General features: G+C 48.3%; 18 protein-coding genes. 11 read left to right on the forward strand and 7 right to left on the reverse strand.

What is annotated here, in order from left to right; translation table 11 throughout:
* The first annotated feature begins 55 nt into the window (after positions 1–55).
* From ACZ483_RS04960 to ACZ483_RS04975, 4 genes are read left to right on the forward strand one after another with little or no spacing between them, the layout of a single operon-like run.
* Positions 56–232 carry a helix-turn-helix domain-containing protein gene (locus tag ACZ483_RS04960; RefSeq protein WP_464325066.1) on the forward strand — a complete coding sequence of 59 codons (177 nt, stop codon included), beginning with the start codon at positions 56–58 and terminating at the stop codon, positions 230–232.
* Between the two features lie 6 nt (positions 233–238).
* On the forward strand, positions 239–463 hold the full coding sequence (locus tag ACZ483_RS04965) for a type II toxin-antitoxin system HicA family toxin (protein WP_464325067.1): 225 nt from the start codon (positions 239–241) through the stop codon (positions 461–463).
* Positions 450–698 carry a type II toxin-antitoxin system HicB family antitoxin gene (locus ACZ483_RS04970; RefSeq protein ID WP_464325068.1) on the forward strand — a complete coding sequence of 83 codons (249 nt, stop codon included), beginning with the start codon at positions 450–452 and terminating at the stop codon, positions 696–698. The genes ACZ483_RS04965 and ACZ483_RS04970 overlap by 14 nt, the downstream gene beginning before the upstream one ends.
* 1 nt (position 699) lies before the next feature.
* Positions 700–1,785 (forward strand): phage integrase, encoded by a 1,086-nt coding sequence (locus ACZ483_RS04975; protein ID WP_464325069.1) that lies wholly within the window; start codon positions 700–702, stop codon positions 1,783–1,785.
* Positions 1,786–1,892: 107 nt separating this feature from the next.
* Here the strand turns inward: ACZ483_RS04975 and ACZ483_RS04980 are convergent, their stop codons facing one another.
* Positions 1,893–2,840 carry an SDH family Clp fold serine proteinase gene (locus ACZ483_RS04980; protein ID WP_464325070.1) on the reverse strand — a complete coding sequence of 316 codons (948 nt, stop codon included), beginning with the start codon at positions 2,838–2,840 and terminating at the stop codon, positions 1,893–1,895.
* Positions 2,824–3,033 carry a hypothetical protein gene (locus tag ACZ483_RS04985; protein WP_464325071.1) on the reverse strand — a complete coding sequence of 70 codons (210 nt, stop codon included), beginning with the start codon at positions 3,031–3,033 and terminating at the stop codon, positions 2,824–2,826. Before ACZ483_RS04985 ends, ACZ483_RS04980 begins: the two co-directional genes overlap by 17 nt.
* A 458-nt stretch (positions 3,034–3,491) precedes the next feature.
* Here ACZ483_RS04985 and hemE point away from each other — a divergent pair, with 458 nt between their 5' ends.
* Positions 3,492–4,508, forward strand: a complete 1,017-nt coding sequence (hemE, locus tag ACZ483_RS04990) for a uroporphyrinogen decarboxylase (protein WP_464325072.1) — start codon at positions 3,492–3,494, stop codon at positions 4,506–4,508.
* The gene (hisIE, locus tag ACZ483_RS04995; protein ID WP_464325073.1) at positions 4,509–5,135 is read left to right on the forward strand and encodes a bifunctional phosphoribosyl-AMP cyclohydrolase/phosphoribosyl-ATP diphosphatase HisIE; all 627 of its coding nucleotides are present in this window, start codon (positions 4,509–4,511) and stop codon (positions 5,133–5,135) included. It begins immediately after the preceding gene.
* On the opposite strand, the gene ACZ483_RS05000 is transcribed toward hisIE, so the two are convergent.
* Complete coding sequence (locus ACZ483_RS05000) at positions 5,127–5,336, reverse strand: helix-turn-helix domain-containing protein (protein ID WP_464325074.1); 210 nt, start codon at positions 5,334–5,336, stop codon at positions 5,127–5,129. The genes hisIE and ACZ483_RS05000 overlap by 9 nt on opposite strands.
* Before the next feature lie 35 nt (positions 5,337–5,371).
* Positions 5,372–6,265 (reverse strand): KaiC domain-containing protein, encoded by an 894-nt coding sequence (locus tag ACZ483_RS05005; RefSeq protein ID WP_464325075.1) that lies wholly within the window; start codon positions 6,263–6,265, stop codon positions 5,372–5,374.
* Between the two features lie 61 nt (positions 6,266–6,326).
* On the opposite strand from ACZ483_RS05005, the gene ACZ483_RS05010 reads away from it, so the two are divergent.
* Positions 6,327–7,787: a leucyl aminopeptidase gene (locus ACZ483_RS05010; protein WP_464325076.1), complete on the forward strand. Its 1,461-nt coding sequence runs from the start codon at positions 6,327–6,329 to the stop codon at positions 7,785–7,787.
* A 182-nt stretch (positions 7,788–7,969) separates the two neighbouring features.
* Entirely contained in the window at positions 7,970–9,361 is a 1,392-nt protein-coding gene (locus ACZ483_RS05015; protein WP_464325077.1) for an NAD(P)/FAD-dependent oxidoreductase, read from the forward strand.
* On the opposite strand, the gene ACZ483_RS05020 is transcribed toward ACZ483_RS05015, so the two are convergent.
* Complete coding sequence (locus ACZ483_RS05020) at positions 9,315–10,751, reverse strand: diguanylate cyclase (protein ID WP_464325078.1); 1,437 nt, start codon at positions 10,749–10,751, stop codon at positions 9,315–9,317. The genes ACZ483_RS05015 and ACZ483_RS05020 overlap by 47 nt on opposite strands.
* A gap of 21 nt (positions 10,752–10,772) precedes the next feature.
* Here ACZ483_RS05020 and nadD point away from each other — a divergent pair, with 21 nt between their 5' ends.
* On the forward strand, positions 10,773–11,366 hold the full coding sequence (gene nadD, locus ACZ483_RS05025) for a nicotinate (nicotinamide) nucleotide adenylyltransferase (RefSeq protein WP_464325079.1): 594 nt from the start codon (positions 10,773–10,775) through the stop codon (positions 11,364–11,366).
* On the opposite strand, the gene ACZ483_RS05030 is transcribed toward nadD, so the two are convergent.
* On the reverse strand, positions 11,367–12,278 hold the full coding sequence (locus ACZ483_RS05030; protein WP_464325080.1) for a ribonuclease H-like domain-containing protein: 912 nt from the start codon (positions 12,276–12,278) through the stop codon (positions 11,367–11,369).
* A gap of 32 nt (positions 12,279–12,310) precedes the next feature.
* On the opposite strand from ACZ483_RS05030, the gene ACZ483_RS05035 reads away from it, so the two are divergent.
* The gene (locus ACZ483_RS05035) at positions 12,311–13,243 is read left to right on the forward strand and encodes a histone deacetylase family protein (RefSeq protein WP_464325081.1); all 933 of its coding nucleotides are present in this window, start codon (positions 12,311–12,313) and stop codon (positions 13,241–13,243) included.
* Here the strand turns inward: ACZ483_RS05035 and ACZ483_RS05040 are convergent.
* Entirely contained in the window at positions 13,240–14,025 is a 786-nt protein-coding gene (locus ACZ483_RS05040; RefSeq protein WP_464325082.1) for a ParB/RepB/Spo0J family partition protein, read from the reverse strand. The genes ACZ483_RS05035 and ACZ483_RS05040 overlap by 4 nt on opposite strands.
* Positions 14,026–14,094: 69 nt before the next feature.
* Between ACZ483_RS05040 and ACZ483_RS05045 the strand changes: the two genes are divergently transcribed.
* Entirely contained in the window at positions 14,095–15,282 is a 1,188-nt protein-coding gene (locus ACZ483_RS05045; protein WP_464325083.1) for a (Fe-S)-binding protein, read from the forward strand.
* Positions 15,283–15,287 lie beyond the last annotated feature (5 nt).

A 15,287-nucleotide genomic window follows, 5' to 3' on the forward strand; every position in this document is an offset into this window, starting at 1 on the left:
CAAGATAAAAACGAACTTTGACAAACAATTAAGAACGGCTTAGAATAAAAGCACTATGGGAGAGGAGAGGCTTTTAACTATCAAAGAGGCTATGAAGTATCTGAAGATAGGAAGAACCACCCTCTACAAGCTCATCAAAGAGGGCAAAATCAAGCCTGTCAAGATAGGGAAGAGGACTCTCATAGACAAAGCCGACCTTGACCGCCTGATAGAGGAGAGTAAAGGGAAGTAAGCGTATATGGGCAGGAAGAAAAAGCTACAAAACCTCACAGCCAAAGAGGTTTTAGACATACTCAAAAAAGAGGGGTGGTATGTGGTGAAGCAAAAAGGCTCTCATGTCCAGCTTAAACATCCCGAAAAGAAAGGGAAAGTGACGGTTCCATTTCACAAAGGTAAAACCTTGCCGATAGGGACTATAAAATCAATATTAAAACAGGCGGGGATAGAAGATGTTGAGGACTAAGGTAAGGTTTCTTGTAGCCCTCCGGAAGGATGAAAAAAGTGATTGGGGAGCTGAGGTTGTGGGAGCTCCCATCTTCAGCGTGGGCTCTACGCCCGAAGAGGCTATAGAGAACCTGAAGGAGGCTATACAGCTACACTATGAGGGTGAGGAAGTGGATTACGATATTCCTGTTGATGCTCTTAAATCCGGAGAATATGACGATGCCATCCTTAGAATAATAGAAGTGGATTTCTAATATGCCCCGCAAACCTAAAGCTAAAGGCAAAACAGCGGTAGGAGACAACCTCTACATCCTGAAGGGCTCTTACTGGTTCCGCTTCACATATAAAGGAAAGACCTACACCGAAAGGATAGGAAGGGTAGATGAGATACCTCTAACGACAGCCCGATATATAGCGAGCAAGCTAAAAAGTCAAATAGTAGAAGGGACATATCTTGAGAGGGAACAGGCTCCCTTCTTTAAAGACGTAGCCCGTCAGTACCTCGAATGGTACAAGACTGACAGGGTAAACGCCTCCAGAAGGACCATAAGAGAAACCGAGAGGAGGATAAACAAACTCATAGAGATCTTTGGAGACAAAACCCTTGATTACTTCTCAGACTTACTCATAGAGAGCTTTAAACAGGACAGGCTGAAGGAAGGAGTAAAACCTTCCACCGTGAACAGGGAGCTGAACGTTCTCAGAGCCATACTCCATAAAGCCAAAGAGTGGGGTATGTATTCGGGGGAGCTCCCGAAGATAAAGACCTACAAGGTAAACGATGAGAGGGTCAGATATTTAACTCCCGAAGAGATAAAGGCTTTGCTTGAAGCCTCTCCGGAGTGGTTTAGACCTGTTATAAAGTTCGCCATACTTACGGGACTAAGAGCTTCCGAGATATTCTCCCTGACATGGGATAAGGTAAACCTCTACCGTGGATACATGACCGTTGAAGCTAAATACAGCAAAAACAAAGAGACAAAAAGCCTTCCGCTCCATCCCAAAGCTCTTGAAGTCCTCAGAGAAGTCAAAGCCTATCAGGAGGCGAAAGGAATAGACTACGGATATGTCTTCACCAACTCGAAGGGAGAGCCTTACAGTGTGGAAGGGCAGGGCTACAAGAGGATCTTTAAGAACGCATGCAAGAGGGCAGGAATAGAAGATTTCAGGTTCCACGACCTTAGGCATACCTTTGCCTCTTACCTTGTCATGTCAGGTGTAGACTTCCCCACCGTTCAGGAGCTCATGAGGCACCACAGCCCGAGGATGACTAAAAGATATGCTCATCTCTCTCCTGAGCACATAAGAAAGGAGCTGGGGAAGGTGGATGTGGGTTTTTAATTCTTTTGCCTCGTTTTGGGGAAATTAGGTGCAAAATCAAAAGAAATAGACGGATCGGAGCTGTGAGGGATCCATTACAAAAATGTTCTTAACAACTTCCACAACTATTACTTATCAGAAGCTTCATGGACTGACGACATTCTCGAGGTATCTGGGGAAGGAAGGGGAGCGCTGACTACAAACTTGCGCCCTTCATGGTTAGCAATAATCTTGGCAACCTGTGGCGCAGATGATGCCACAATAACGGCAGCATGGTAAACTGAAAGGACGGCATCTTCAAGTTCTTTATCCTGCCTTAGGTCAATTACATTAAGCCCGAGCTCTTGAGCAGTTTTGAGGTTTATTCCTCTACCATGAGATGAATGATGTGTATAGCTGCTTAAAACTTTCACCAGTTTATCTAATTTATACCGGGTTAATCTTTTGTTTTTAAGATTCCTCCGCTTTAAGAGCTCCTTGAGGTATTTACGAGCATTCTTAACCATAGTCTCAAGAGCGTCTATATGCCCTGGCGGGATGACAGACAATCTTTCTCTCCACAGCAAAACTTTTCTCGGGTCCTCGGCGCTTTCTTTAAACGCTCTCTTGAACTCTGCAATGATAGCCTCAGCCGGAACAAGCCTGCCACTAATAGGCACTTGAGGGTCGGTTGGCCCTATGCTCGAGTAAGGGCCCATGAATATCTCATCAGCTGCACAAGCTATGAGCGTGCCCCCGCTCATAGCTAAATGAGGCACAAACACCCTTATATGCGCATAAGTAGAATGAAGGTAGTCTATTATTCTTTTAGTAGCTTCATAATCACCACCTGGAGTGTGGAGAATCAAGTCGAGCCCGCTTTTGTTTACCCCTTTCGAGCATGTCATAAACCCCTGCATATCTTGATCTACAATAGGCATAAGTGGGCTAACTTGAAGTGGTTTGGATAGAGTAAAAGCCGAGAAATAAACTATAACAGTCCTGCCGGTGTGCTCGTGCATACGGGTGAGATATTTATCAAGTAGCTGATCGGTGAAACTTTGGGCTTCTTTTAGTATTTCATCCCAAGTAGGCATTTATCTCGCTCGCAAGTATGGTGTAACGCTCCTCGCTTTTAGGATAAAAGCTTGACTGTTTTAGTATTTCATCCAACACGGACATCTCCTCTACCGTTTCTTTCATGTATTTACTCTTGCTCAACTCTTCCTTGTAAATTTTGTCCAGTTGCTCCCTTAACTCTCTCAGGCTACCACCTTGTTCACTCCTCATAACTAGGTCCCTCCTTCTACAGTTAATCATATATCTTACAACATCGGCAGGACATGATGAAATTTATACTTTCTTCCTATCCTCTTTGCCCTAATAGCTTGAATTGACTCACCCGTATCCAAGCCGGTTGAGACAGTGAGTCGATTGTTCAGCTCGTTTCAGCTCAAGCATCAGCTCAAGCCCATGTGAGCAAACTCTAACGCTTGTAACTCAGAGGTTTTCTGAAAACAGCCCGCCAAAGATTAAAGATTTTGGTGAGTTTATGCCAAGAATAGGGAGGGGTGAGGTCTGATTTTGGAACCAATTTTCAACCTATTTTCAACCTTGAGGCTAACTATCTCGTATAATTGTTGAAAGACAACAAGTTTAGAAAACAAGTCCTCGCCCTTACAAGGCGGAGGTCGCAGGTTCGAGTCCTGTCCCGCCTACCATTTTAAAAGCCTTATAATCTTAATCCCATGCTTAAAAACGATCTTCTCCTAAAGGCTATAAGGAAGGAACCTATAGAGAGATTTCCCGTATGGCTAATGCGCCAGGCTGGTAGGTATATGAGGGAGTACAGGGATCTTAGAGCGAGGGAGGAGAACTTCATGAACTTCTGTAAAAATGTCGATCTCGCTACCAAGGTCTCTCTACTCCCTCTCGAGCTTCTGGGTGTGGATGCCATAATCATATTCTCCGATATACTTGTTCCTCTCGAGCCTTTGGGCGTTAAAGTTGAATTCGTTGAAAACGAAGGTCCTAAGCTCAGCTGGAGCGGTAAGATCTCGGATCTAAAAGGGTATGATCTGGAGGCAAACGCCTTTGTTTATGAGGTAATCCGCAGAGTGAAGAAAGCCCAAAGCGAGGTCCCAGTTATAGGTTTTGCCGGTGCTCCTTTCACACTTGCAAGCTATATGATAGAGGGCGAATCAAGTAGAGAGTTTAGAAAGACCAAGCTTTATATGTGGGAAAAAGAGTACGATTTTCGAAGGCTTATGGAGGTCTTGACGGATGTCGTATTCAAATATCTTTCCGCGCAGATAGAGGCTGGGGCGGATGTGGTTCAGATATTCGACAGCTGGGCTCTGTATCTTAGCAGGGTGGACTACGAGGAGTACGTATTCTCCTATGTCTCGGAGCTCATCCAGCGTCTGAAGGAGAAGTATGATACGCCTGTTATTTACTTCTTTAGAGGTTCCTCCTCTTTCATGGATCTTGCGGAGAAAACTAAGGCGGACGTTCTTTCCGTGGATTGGAGTGTAGACCTTTCTATAGAAGCTCTCAGGAGCGATAAGGTCCTTCAGGGAAATTTGGAACCAAATGTACTGTACGGAAGGGAAGAGACTGTAAAATTCAAGGCTCTCGAACTCCTCAGAAGTGTTCCCAGAAAGACAGGCTACATATTCAACCTCGGTCACGGACTAGCTCCCGATATGGACTTTAGGAAGGTGAAGCTCCTTGTTGATACGGTAAAAGGCTTTAGAATTAATTAGATGGTAAAGCTCAGGTTTAACTCCGAAGGTCTCATTCCCGTGATAGCACAGGATTACAGGACGGGCGAGGTAAGGATGCTCGCGTGGGCTAACGAGGAGGCTATCAAAAAGACCCTCGAAACAGGATACGCCCACTACTATTCCAGAAGTAGGGGGGAGATCTGGAAGAAGGGTGAAACCTCTGGGGAGCTTCAAAGAGTTGTTGAAATAAGAGTAGACTGTGATGAGGATGCTCTCATATACGTTATAGAGCAGGAAAAAAACAGAGCTTGTCACACGGGTGAGAGGAACTGCTTCTTCAGAACCCTGGAAGGAGAAAAGGTTAATAAGCCCCTTCCCTTCGAAGCTTTACCAAGGCTTCAGGAGATAATTTTACAGAGGCTTGCGGAAAAGCCAGATGACTCCTACACCGTAAAGCTTGCAGAGGAAGGGATAGATAGAGTTATACAAAAGTTCGGGGAGGAGGCCGTAGAAACCCTTATAGCCCTAAAGAACGGAAAGAAAGAGGACATTCTTTACGAAACTGCAGACATGCTGTACACGCTTACCTTAGCGCTGACCATCAACAAGGTCGATGTAAAAGAGGTGATGGAAGAGCTTATAAAAAGAATGAAGCGGTCAGGCTAACGCCGGCTGTCTACCCTCCTTGAGCCACCAGAAGTCCACGTCAAAGAGCTTTGAAATGTAAACCAGCGTCGCGTCGCAAGGCTCTAACTTACCCTCCTCTATCTCCTCAAGCCTACCGGCAGGAATACCTATCCTTTTAGCAAACTCCTCTCTTGTAAGTCCCTTCTCCTCTCTGAGGCTCTTTATCCTTTCTCCCACCATCCTCGAACCCTCCTGACATTATTTATTTATATATTTTAACCTGCCACAAGAGGTTCCCCAATCCTCACGAGCCCCGTCTCCGTTATCTCCAAGTAATGGGTCTTCGTGTCGTGACCGCACAGTCTGCATCCATCTATCCTGAAAAGTCTGACTATATCACCTATCGGTCTTTTGTATAAGTTCGACTGGCTCCTGGTCATTATGAGCTCCTTGGCGAGAACCATGGTGCAGTCAACTATATGGCTGACCGCATACCCCCCTGCTGCTTCGGCGGACAGCTCCTCATGACCGCTTCTCTTCTGAGAGACAAAAACGGCAGTCTGATACCACTTTTTCATGAAGTTAAAGAGTTGGCGGACCACAGTTCTTGCGAGCATTTCCTTAGCTTCGTATAGACCGGTAACGGAGTCAATCACCGTATGTCTAACCTTGTAGTTCTTTATCGCGAAGGCAAGGGTGGCTAAAAGGTTAGGGATGTTGTCCCTCAGGCTAGTGTGGCTCGCCGCATCTATAAGAACAATTCTGTCCTGTATCTTGTCAAAGTCGATCCCCATAGCAGTTGCCCTTTCCCTCAAGCCCATCGTGACGAAGGGCGCAGGGCTCTCGACCGTTATGAAGGCTACTACGTCACCTCTTTCCGCCTGCTTTACAGTGTACTGCTCTACCATAAGGGATTTTCCCGTATCCGACACGCCGGTTAGGTTCACCACAGCGTACTCTGGTATCCCCCCCAAGGGTTTCTTAACCACCTTCCCGTTCTCGAGCTCGGTATGAAAGAAGAGGTCGTCCAAACCCTCTATCCCCGTTGGGATGCCTCTGAGCTTGGGAGCCTTCTTCAGAGCCTCACCCGCTACCCATATACCTTCTTCTACAACCTTGGGCTTTTCGTGCTCTTCCTCTCTTCGGTAGGTTTTAGGATCTTTGTCCATCCCAATTCCCTCCTTCAAGATAAACTATATCATTAATCTACCCAGGTTCGGAGGTCCGAAGATGGAGATAAAGTCCTTTAAAGGAGATCTGAAGAATTTGAGCGTCAAAGCCGCAGTTGTTATGATTTTCGAAGAGGATTTAAGACCCCTCTCAAAGCTTGGCAGGGGAATATCCACAAGGGTAAAGAAGGTTCTTCAGCTCGAGGAGTTTAAAGGGAAGGAAGGACAGATAGAAAAGATTCCCCTTCCCGGACAGAGGATTGAGTTCGTTTACGTTGCAGGCTTAGGTAAGAAGGAGAAAGCCGATCTCGACACCCACAGGAGGATAGCAGCCCTCGCCTTAAAGAGGTTGAAGAAGGACGGAGTGGAGGAAAGTGTATTTATAGCTCCCAGGATGGACGGAAAGGTATCTCAGGCGCTCACGGAGGGCGTTATTTTGGGAGACTACAGCTTCGATAAGTACAAGTCTAAGAGGGAGGACAGGAAGAGGGTAAAGGAGGTTCTCATACATCAAGGAGAAGATGAGGCTATAGAGGTTGGGAGGGTACTTGCCGAAGCTCAGAACTACGCGAGAAGCTTAGTGAACGAGCCGGGGAACATCATCAACCCCATAACCCTCGCCGAGGAGGCTAAGAAGCTTGCAAAAGAGTTCAAGCTCAAGTGCAAGGTTTACGACGAGAAGGAGATACAGGAGATGGGCATGCTCGCCCTCTGGAGCGTAGGTAAAGGCTCTGCCACCCCTCCGAGGTTCATACACCTAACCTACAAGCCGAGAGGGAAGGCTAAGGACAGGATCGTGGTAGTGGGCAAGGGGCTCACCTTCGACAGCGGTGGATTAAACATAAAGCCAGGGGACTACATGAGAACGATGAAGATGGACAAGTCGGGAGCCTGTGCGGTTCTCGGAATAATGAGGGCTATAGCTCAGTTAAAACCCCAGATCGAAGTTCACGGCATAATAGGAGCCGCCGAAAACATGCCCTCGGGAACAGCTTACAGACCCGACGACATAATAAGGGCTAAGAACGGGAAGTACATAGAGATAGACAACACCGACGCGGAGGGTAGGGTAACCCTTGCGGATGCTCTCTCCTACGCTTCAGAGCTCAAGCCTTCGAAGATAATAGACATGGCAACGCTCACCGGTGCCTGCATGGTTGCCCTCGGAGAGTACACGGCAGGTCTCTTTACCAACTCCCAGAGATTTGGCGAGGAGATAAAGAGGATAGCCAAGGAGACCGGAGAGAGAGTCTGGGAACTACCGATGGACGACGAGAGACTCAGGAAGAAGATAAAGAAGGGTCCAGCGGACGTTGTGAACACAGGAGGCAGATACGGAGGGGCGATAACCGCCGCCATGTTTCTCGAGGAGTTCGTGGGTGAAGGTATAGAATGGGTTCACCTCGATATAGCGGGTCCTGCCTGGTCGAGGGAGGATTACGGATACTACGTTCAGGGAGGAACGGGTTTCGGAGTGAGAACCTGCACCGAGTATATACTTAAGCTGGACGGGAGAAGGTAGTTGAGACCTAAGGCTTACGAGGAGCTGGGAAAAACTGCTTTAGCGCTTGCGGTTGCTTTTATAGTGTTTACTTTCATCAAGCCCTTCTCGGAGGGTAAACTCAATTACGATATTAACAAAGGAGGTAATAAGAATGAGTCCTGAAGCTTTAACCATGTTGATCGTGGGCACAGCGGAGTGAAATGAGGGTAGTTATCGTAGGGAACGGACCGGCGTCGGCGAGCGCGGTAGAGGCTTTCAGGCAGGTCGATAGGGAGAGCGAGCTTATAGTCCTTTCCGACGAGGAGCATCCTACCTACGCTCCCAACTGTATGGAAAATGTCATAAGGGACGACATACTGCCGGAGGCTCTCTTCTACAAGGGTGGGGAAGCCTTCTACGAAAAGTACAGGGTCGACTTCAGACCAAAGAAGGAGGTTCAGAGGATAGACAACAGAAGGAAGGTAGTTATAACCAAGGACGGTGAGGAGATATCCTACGACAGATGTCTGCTCGCGGCTGGAGCTTACGCCTTCGTCCCTCCCATAGAAGGTGTCGAGTTAAAGGGTGTGAGTACCGCAAAGACTTTGGACGATGCGAGAAAGATCAGGGAGTGGATAACCTCTGGGAGGGTGAAGAGGGCTGTGATAGTGGGGGCAGGACCAATAGGTATAGAGGACGCTGAGACGCTACATCATTTGGGAGTTAAAGTATCGGTCGTTGAGATATTCGACAGAGTTCTTCCGAGAATGTTAGACCACGAGATGGGGAGGATATACGGGGAAACGCTTAGGAAGGAGACGGGTATCGACATATACCTCGAGCATCAGGTGGTAGCCTTCCACGGGAAGGACTGGGTAGAGGCTGTGGAGATAAAGCCGAGGGGTTCCGATAGGAGCTTCTTCATAGAGGCGGACATGGTAATAGTCTCCACGGGGGTGAGACCGAGGACCTACCTGGTTGAGGGGACTGACATAGAAGTGCACATGGACAAGAACTTAGGGCGTCCGATAGGAGGAATCCTCGTGAACGAGTATCAACAAACGTCGGATCCCGACGTCTTCGCTGCGGGAGACATAGCCTCGGGGGTGGACGTATGGGGAAATCACAGGTGGATAGCTCTCTTCCCTCCTGCTCAACAAGCGGGTTACGTGGCAGGCTTTAACCTTGCTGGGAAGAGGGTTAAAAATCCAGGTCTCGTGGACTACAATGCGGTGAAGACGAGGTCGGTAACCGCCGGGTCGGGAGGGCTCTTCGAGGATGCCGATGAGGAACTCTCTGTCGAAAGCGGAAACTACTTGGTAAAGGTGTTCCTTCTCGAGGGTAAGGTGAGGGGATACCAGTTCGTGGGGATTCCGAGGTATCCGAAACTAAACACGAACAATCGAATTCTCAGAGCCCTGAACGGGAAGATAAGGAACTGGGAGGAGAAGGTTCTCGCCGACAGGGGTCTTGGTCTGGAAGCCTCGGGCGTCCTTTTTCACTTCTTCCTGAAACTGAACAGAGGGTTAGAGCCTCCAGCTAAAAGGGCTATAGAAAATATGCTCATCAGGGCGCTGGCGAACCCGTCTTCCGATCTTCCTCTTTATATATGACAACCCTGTCCTTACCGCTCCTCTTCGCTTCGTATAGAGCTTCATCCGCCTTCTTTATCAGCGTGTCCAAATCGTCCCCATTCCCATAGCTCGCCACACCTATACTTACGGTAGTCCCAACCTCCTCCGAGTTTAGCTTTACCTTAGTCCTCTTGAAGTCCTGGCGAATCCTCTCGGCTACGAGGAGGGCTCCACGTTCATCCGTTTTAGGCAGGGCTACTATAAATTCCTCCCCACCGTATCTTGCCGCGACGTCTGACGATCTTATGTTCTTTTTTATAACTTCGGCGAGTTTCTGGAGAACTATATCGCCCACATCGTGCCCGTACTCGTCGTTTATCCTCTTAAAGTTGTCCACATCGAGCATAATTATGGAAAGAGGTTCTCCGTGCCTCCTGGCTAACTCTACAAGTCTCTTGGTTTCTTCCATGAACAGCCTTCTGTTGCTGAGACCAGTCAGTGGATCGGTGTAAGCCATATTCTCGAGCTTGTCCTTTTCCTCCTTAAGCTGGTTTATCAGAGCCTCGAGCTCTTGAGCCATGGTAAGTATCGATCTCTTAAGGTAAAAGAGTTCGTCCCTTCTCTTTTCTCTCCTCAGCATGTTGCTGAGCCTCTGTATGTCAGAAAAATTAAGCTCCTTGAACCTGTACGCCATGTCCCTGAGTAGGGCAACGTCCCTGATTATTCTGTTAAATATAACGAGGAGAACAACAGAGAGAGCTATAACGAGGAGTATAGTGTAGATAAGGAACACTACCGGAGCGAAGAGTATATTTTTCAGAACCGGCGAGAAGTCCTTTACGAAGATTATCCTTCCTACCGGAACGGAACCTTCGGTGAGCAGAGGGAAATCCACCATTAGCAGGGAGTAGTTCTTTACCAGCGTGTAGCCCGATAGATCGTTGAGGTAATGTAGTAGCTCGGGATCTATATAACCTTCTATGAGGTAGTCTCCCATAGACGTTCTGCTCCCCAGGAACCTGTCTAAGATCTCTCCATCCTTGCTCAAAAGACTCTCCACGACGGAGCGGTCGTAAACTATAAACCACCGGAGGTCGTTTAAACCTGCGGTAAGCTCTATGACCCTTTTAAAGTCTGTGCCGTAAAATATGCACTCCTCGACCCTACCGATAAGAAGCCTGTCCCTAAGGAGTAAATAAGTTTCCGCCCTTTTATCTTTACAATCTCTGAGCCTGACGATAACATCGTTTGAGTTTCTGGCAACAGTTTTTAAAATAAAAGTGTAGGTTTTGAATATTCTCCCGTATTCGCCCTCTACACTATCCTTGAGGTGGAGGTTGGCAACCACAAGAAACAGAACTGTGCTGATCATCGATAGGATAAATCCGACAACGGCAGTGGATAGAATTAACTTACTTCTCAGAGACATCTCTCACTATAATATTGAAGCATGCTCGTTCTCTTCGGGGGGAGCTTTGATCCCGTCCACATCGGTCACATCCTCGTAGCGAGAGACGTAAAAGAAAGGCTCGGAGCGAAGAAGGTGATCTTTGTACCCGCCTACCATGCACCGCTGAAGGAGGGGCACAGAGCCTCTCCAGAGGATAGGTTGGAGATGTTAAGGCTCGCCCTTAAGGGGGAGGAGGGTTTTGAGATAGAGGATTACGAGGTTAAGAAGGGAGGGATTTCTTACACCGTTGAGACTCTTATTCACCTCGTTCCTAAGCTTGGGGAGAGACCCTACCTTCTCCTTGGGGCGGACAGCGTTCTCAAGTTCCACCTCTGGAGAGAGCCGGAGAGGATTTTAGAGCTTGCGGATCTCGTGATCGTGGACAGGATGGGTGAGGCTGACAGGGTGAGGGATTACCTTAGGGAGAGGTTCCCCAACCTGAAAGAGGGCAAAAATTTTCTTCTCCTTAAGATAAGGAGAGTGGACGTATCGGCGACGGAGATAAGGGAGAGGTTGAGGGAAGGGAAGAGTATCTACTGCATGGTTCCTGACAGTGTAAGGGAGTATATAGAAATTAGGAAACTCTACAGGTGATCAGTAAGGTGTCCTCTTCAGTCTCTTGAAGATCTCTATAAAGACGGAGATGTTCCTCTTCGTTATTCCTTCAGTTCCTACGAAGTCCACGAGAACTTCCTGAACACCTTCAGGGCTCAGGCTCGTGAGCTCTGATATCAGATCTACAAGGAACCTCATCTGGCTCTCGGTGGGAGGCTCTTCTATCGTTACCTCCTCCCTAAGGTACTTCTTCAACTTCAGGTATAGCTGAGCTAAAGCGAGGCTGTCTTTGAGGTTATACTGGGCTACGGTAAAGAAGTTTCCCCTGTAGAACTCTTCCGGGACCTTGCTCCCGTCGATTATGTCCTTGGGAGTATGTATTCCGAACCTCCTGCACACGAAGTCGAAGGTGTACCTCCTCTCCCTCTCGCCGTTGGAGAGGACCTGCATCAGGTCTACGTGGAAGCTTCTGTTAGCGAGAAACTTGGGAGGGATGTCTATTCCGTGGATCATAGATCTTATCTTAAGAACGTAGCCGTCGAAGCTGTATCCGTTGAAGCTAACAATTCTGTCAGCTTTGCTGACATACTCCCAGAAGGTCTTTAAAAGCTCCTCCTCCTTTTCATAGAGCCTCCCGTAGATGAAGTCCGTTCTAAGAGGTATAAAGGAGACCTCTACGGATCTTCCTTCTTCGTAAAAGACCTCCTCGGTTCTCGGTTCGTTGCTCAGATCGGAAAGGTAAACTACCACACCCTCACCCAAATTTCCATCGTCAACCACCACCACAGAAAAGGAGATGATGAACAGTGTAAAGGGATTAAGGGTTATCTCCCTCTCCATTTCTTCCTCGCTCCTCTCCCTCCTTCCTCTTCTCTGTAAGTAGAGGTAATCCCTATAGCTGAGGTTTCCTGTGTCGGGAGCGGTCTCTATATCGAAGGCAAGGACCCTCACTTCTCCCTCCTCTCTAATATAATAACGCTATTATGAAAGCAGGACTGATATACGACGAAGCCTATTTAAAACACGACTACCCTGATCATCCCGAGAGGAAGGAGAGGCTTATCTCCATAATGAACCACTTGGAAAAGGCAGGTTTGCTTAAGGAGATGGTAAACATACCTACCAGAAGGGCTAAGGTGGAGGAGGTGGTGCTGAACCACGATCCTAACTACATACAGGAGATACACGACTTCTGTCAGGCGGGAGGAGGGTTCTTAGATCCCGACACCTACGCCAACGAACATACTTACGACGTTGCCCTCCTGGCGGTTGGTGCTATCTTAGAGGGTATAGACAGAACGCTAAAGGGGGAGGTAGAGACGGTCTTCTGTGCTGTGAGACCTCCGGGACATCACGCTGAGTATGCGAAGGCTATGGGTTTCTGTATCTTCAACAACGTAGCCGTAGGTGCCCACTATCTGAGGAAGGTTAAGGGCGTGGGAAAAGTCTTCATCATAGACTTCGACGCCCACCACGGAAACGGAACCCAGAGGAGTTTTTATCAGGACAATACCGTTTTCTACTTCTCGACCCACGAGTATCCCTTCTACCCTGGAACGGGTAGCGCCCAGGAGAGGGGTGCCGGAAAGGGAGAGGGATACACTCTAAACGTTCCCATGCCTGCTGGAGCCGGCGACGAAGAGTATCTGAACGTCTACGAGAACCTTCTTCCGAAGGTTATGAAGGAGTTTGCTCCGGACTTCGTTCTCGTTTCGGCAGGGTACGATCTCCACTCGGACGATCCACTAACCTACTTGAACGTTTCAACGGAAGGGATAAGGAGGATCGTGAGAAGTATTCTGAGAGTCTCAAAGGATCTCGGCGTTCCTTCACTCTTTGCCCTCGAGGGAGGGTATAACCTCAAAGCTCTTGGTGAGAGTGTAGTTGCCACTGCCGAAGAGATGTTGAGGGCTTAAAGCTCAGATAACTCCTCCTCCGCAAAGGAGACCTTCGGTATCTCTTCTTTTAGTTTATTAAAAACGGTGTAGAAGTCGTCCTCCACGCTCCTCACCCTCTTTCCGTAGATGTTCTGGAAAGCTTTGGTTACTATGGATTCCTTCTGCAGAGCGTTCTGGAGACCGAGCTCCTCGTACTTCTCGCTCAGAACCTCTTTGAGTTCTAATAACAACCTCGCTCTACTTTCCCTCTCCCTCTCTGCCTCCTCGAGGCTCATATTGAGAAAGCTATCCGCCTTTTTAAGAACCTTCTCGAAAGCGTAACCGGGAAACCTCCTGTCCTGAAACCTGTCTATCACAAACCCTACCGTCAGGTAGTAGGGCTCCTCCACCATAAGCTCAAGCTCCGCCTCCTCCATGTCGGGACTTTTCTTAAGATACTCCATGAATATTTCGTAAGCCTGATGGGACTTGTCCCTGAGGTTGGGAGCCTTTTCCACGTTCAGGCTGATTACGTAATCCTTCATATCAGGCGGAAGTATTATCCCGAGAACTTCTTTGAGTCCTACGAGCTTGGCCGCCTCGACCCTGTGCTGTCCGTTTATAACTTCTAAGCCGTTCTCCGTTTCGATCAACAAAACGGGATCCACGAAGCCGACCTTCTCTATCGAGAGCATAAGCCTTCTCACGAGGCTGTCAGAGAGCTCCCTCTGTATGGAAGGGACCCTTATTCTATCTACCGGCACCCTCCCGAACTTTATCTCGTAGCCTTTGAGAGGCTCTTTAAGGGAGAACAGCTCCATGGAATTTAATTATACCTGTGAGTTCCATCAGCTTTTCCGCACGCAGGTAAGTTAGATTATTATCTCCCAATGGAGAAGGGAATCGTTATACCCCTCGATCTCGCCCAGAAGTGCGTGAAGTGCGGGCTCTGTAAGTCAGTCTGTCCTTCCTACCACGGAGAAGAAGGCAGCTACGCGAGGGGAAGGCTCGCTCTGGCAGAGATGGTGGTCAGGGGAGAGCTCCCTTTAAACGAAGAGGTGGCTTCCCAGTGGAACGAATGTGCTATGTGCAGAAGGTGTGAATGGGTATGTCCCAACGATGTTCACTACAAGGAGATAATGGTTCAGGCGAGGGAGCTACAGGAGAAGGAACTCGGGAGGGATTTCATATCTAAGGCGGGACTCAAAAGTCTCGAACTTATGCAGTCCGATCTTGGAAGGAAGGTCATAAGAGCTGCCGGAAAGCTTTCCAAACTCCTCCCTCCTGAGATAAAGATCCCTCTACCGACGGGAACGGTTAAGTTTATGCCAAAACCCGACGGGAAGCCTTTCGGCATAAGGGGAAAGACTTTCAAAGCCGAGAATGAGAAGGGAAGGCTCCTCTTCTTTACGGGATGCATGATAGACGTCTTCTATGGAAAAACGGGCAAGAGCGTTGTGAAGTTGATGAATAGGCTCGGATACACCGTGGTGGTTCCAAAAGACATCAAGTGCTGTGGTGCGCCCCACCTTTATCACGGTAACGTGGAAGCTTTTGAGAGGTTGAGGGATCACAACTTGAAAGAGATAGATAGCCACGATTTCGACGCCATAGTGGTCGCCTGCCCTACCTGCGGCGGAGCCCTTATAGAGGATTATGGAAGGGACTGGGAGGTTTACGACTTTGCAGAGATAATCTTCAAGGAGGGAGAGAACTCCAGGTTCAAAGCGGCGAACGAGAGGCTCACCTTTCACGTTCCTTGTCACTCCTACACCGCCATGAAAGTAAATTCCGAGATCTTCTACAGCGTTATGAATAAGGTCGAGGGAGCGGAGGTAGTCAGAGCGGAAAAAGCTCAGTCCTGTTGCGGCTTTGCCGGACTATGGAGCATAAAAAACCCGAAGCTATCAGCGAAGGTTCAGAGGGAGAAGATGGAAGATTTCAAAGAGACGAAGGCTGACTACATACTGACGACATGCCCCGGTTGTGTCCTTCAGCTGAGAGACGGAGTTAAGAAGTTCGGAAACGAACAGGAGGCAAAGCACTTAGCGGACTACCTCGCCGAGAGGCTTTTATAATTTAA

The organism is Hydrogenivirga okinawensis, from assembly GCF_055385515.1.

Bases quoted from the DNA above. Each gene is read 5' to 3' on its own strand.
- ACZ483_RS04960 (WP_464325066.1), top strand. From the start codon at position 56: ATGGGAGAGGAGAGGCTTTTAACTATCAAAGAGGCTATGAAGTATCTG.
- ACZ483_RS04965 (WP_464325067.1), top strand. From the start codon at position 239: ATGGGCAGGAAGAAAAAGCTACAAAACCTCACAGCCAAAGAGGTTTTA.
- ACZ483_RS04970 (WP_464325068.1), top strand. From the start codon at position 450: ATGTTGAGGACTAAGGTAAGGTTTCTTGTAGCCCTCCGGAAGGATGAA.
- ACZ483_RS04975 (WP_464325069.1), top strand. From the start codon at position 700: ATGCCCCGCAAACCTAAAGCTAAAGGCAAAACAGCGGTAGGAGACAAC.
- ACZ483_RS04980 (WP_464325070.1), bottom strand. From the start codon at position 2,840: ATGCCTACTTGGGATGAAATACTAAAAGAAGCCCAAAGTTTCACCGAT.
- ACZ483_RS04985 (WP_464325071.1), bottom strand. From the start codon at position 3,033: ATGAGGAGTGAACAAGGTGGTAGCCTGAGAGAGTTAAGGGAGCAACTG.
- hemE (WP_464325072.1), top strand. From the start codon at position 3,492: ATGCTTAAAAACGATCTTCTCCTAAAGGCTATAAGGAAGGAACCTATA.
- hisIE (WP_464325073.1), top strand. From the start codon at position 4,509: ATGGTAAAGCTCAGGTTTAACTCCGAAGGTCTCATTCCCGTGATAGCA.
- ACZ483_RS05000 (WP_464325074.1), bottom strand. From the start codon at position 5,336: ATGGTGGGAGAAAGGATAAAGAGCCTCAGAGAGGAGAAGGGACTTACA.
- ACZ483_RS05005 (WP_464325075.1), bottom strand. From the start codon at position 6,265: ATGGACAAAGATCCTAAAACCTACCGAAGAGAGGAAGAGCACGAAAAG.
- ACZ483_RS05010 (WP_464325076.1), top strand. From the start codon at position 6,327: ATGGAGATAAAGTCCTTTAAAGGAGATCTGAAGAATTTGAGCGTCAAA.
- ACZ483_RS05015 (WP_464325077.1), top strand. From the start codon at position 7,970: ATGAGGGTAGTTATCGTAGGGAACGGACCGGCGTCGGCGAGCGCGGTA.
- ACZ483_RS05020 (WP_464325078.1), bottom strand. From the start codon at position 10,751: ATGTCTCTGAGAAGTAAGTTAATTCTATCCACTGCCGTTGTCGGATTT.
- nadD (WP_464325079.1), top strand. From the start codon at position 10,773: ATGCTCGTTCTCTTCGGGGGGAGCTTTGATCCCGTCCACATCGGTCAC.
- ACZ483_RS05035 (WP_464325081.1), top strand. From the start codon at position 12,311: ATGAAAGCAGGACTGATATACGACGAAGCCTATTTAAAACACGACTAC.
- ACZ483_RS05040 (WP_464325082.1), bottom strand. From the start codon at position 14,025: ATGGAGCTGTTCTCCCTTAAAGAGCCTCTCAAAGGCTACGAGATAAAG.
- ACZ483_RS05045 (WP_464325083.1), top strand. From the start codon at position 14,095: ATGGAGAAGGGAATCGTTATACCCCTCGATCTCGCCCAGAAGTGCGTG.